At 64.5% G+C, this 1,503-nt stretch carries 1 protein-coding gene; it reads right to left on the reverse strand.

Features of this window, described 5'->3' with window-relative positions; genetic code table 11:
- Positions 1 to 210 precede the first annotated feature (210 nt).
- Complete coding sequence (locus IFO71_RS21560) at positions 211 to 1,161, reverse strand: DMT family transporter (protein ID WP_192031755.1); 951 nt, start codon at positions 1,159 to 1,161, stop codon at positions 211 to 213.
- Between the last annotated feature and the right edge of the window lie 342 nt (positions 1,162 to 1,503).

The raw sequence follows: 1,503 nt of genomic DNA on the forward strand, positions 1-1,503 counted from the left end.
GCTACGCGGGACTGCGTCCCGATCTCGCCCAAGTGGGCCCACCACTTGGGCTCGTCGCGCCTTGCACTCGACGCAAAGTCCTCGGTGATCATCCGCGCCCCCTCATGAAATATCCGGGTTAGCAGGGAATCAAACACGTACGTGTTTGGTTCCCGCGGGCGCCGTCCGTGGCGCGCAAATCAGGCTGCTGAAATGAGTCTCTGCAGCCTGTTAGCGCTCGACGCTCTTGCTCTCCGCCACGCCAACGTTGCTGGTTTCGGCGCGCTTGCCGGTTCGGTGCAACAGGGGGTGCAGGAACACGCCGGCGATGACGATGGCGGCGCCCAGGTAGAACGATTGCGTCAGTTGCTGCTGTTCCGAGAACAGGATGCCGGCGAGCAGCATGGCGTAGATCGGTTCGAGGTTGACCGCGAGCTGAGCAGAGAATGCGCTGAGGTGACGAAGCGCATGCAGGGAAAGTGCGAACGGAAACAGGGTGCAGGCCAGGGCGAGGGTGAGCAGCCAGGCCCAGTCGGCCGGTGAGGGCAGGGTCCACGGAGTGCCGCCCTGGCCGGGAATCAATAGGTCGACCCAGGGCGAAATCAAGGTCAGACACAGTACGCCGGCGCCAAGCTCCAGAGCGGTCACGGTCAGTGCGTCGGTCCTGTGAACGAGGTGCTTGTTAAGTGAGCCGAACACAGCGACCAGAAAGGCCGATAGCACGCCGATCAGCATGCCAAACCACATATCTCCCGGCGTGGCTCCCACCACCAGCGCAACTCCCGGGACCACGCCGATGCCGATGGCGAGGTCGCGCCAGTCGGGCATACGGCGATGCATGGCCGGTTCCAGCACGGAAAGAAACACGGGGCCGAGGGCGATACAGGTGGCGGCTATCGACGCATTGGAGAGCTTGATCGAGGCGTAGAAGGTGAGCCAGTGCAAGGCCACCAGGGCGCCGACGCCGGCGAAGGCGAGCAGGCTGCGGGCGTCGAGTTCGGTCAAGGCGCGGCGCACGCGCGGAATGCACAACAGCACCAGGGTGACGATCAGCATGCGCCACCAGACCAGCGGAAGTGCAGCGAGTACGATCAGCTTGCCGAGGATGGCGGTGAAGCCCCACAGCACGACGCAAAGGTGGATTTGCAGGTAAGCGCTGCGGGGTGCGGGAGGTGCTGGCATGTGTGGGAGTTGGAAGGGCAGTCGTTGCGTTGGTCAGGTGGAAGTGTAGGCTATGCGGCCACTGGCGGAACCCCCTGGCGGGGGAGGGGCCGGGGGAGAGACCGATGCGCACTGATTTTCGCGCCGGCTGGTGCCCCGGAACTCCCTCCCCGATGTTCGGGGAGGGCCGGGGTGGGGTTAGCCCGGATATTTCGTGAGGTCGCGCCGAAAGATCCGGCGATTCCAAGCGGGGCCAGAGTTTCGACCGATGGTGTTGAGATAACAGAGTGTTCGCGATCTTTCGGCGCTGGCACGGCCCTCATTCGGCCGCTGCGCGGCTACGCAGGGCATTCGCCCTGAGGT

The organism is Pseudomarimonas arenosa, assembly GCF_014841215.1.
Taxonomy (GTDB): domain Bacteria; phylum Pseudomonadota; class Gammaproteobacteria; order Xanthomonadales; family Xanthomonadaceae; genus Pseudomarimonas; species Pseudomarimonas arenosa.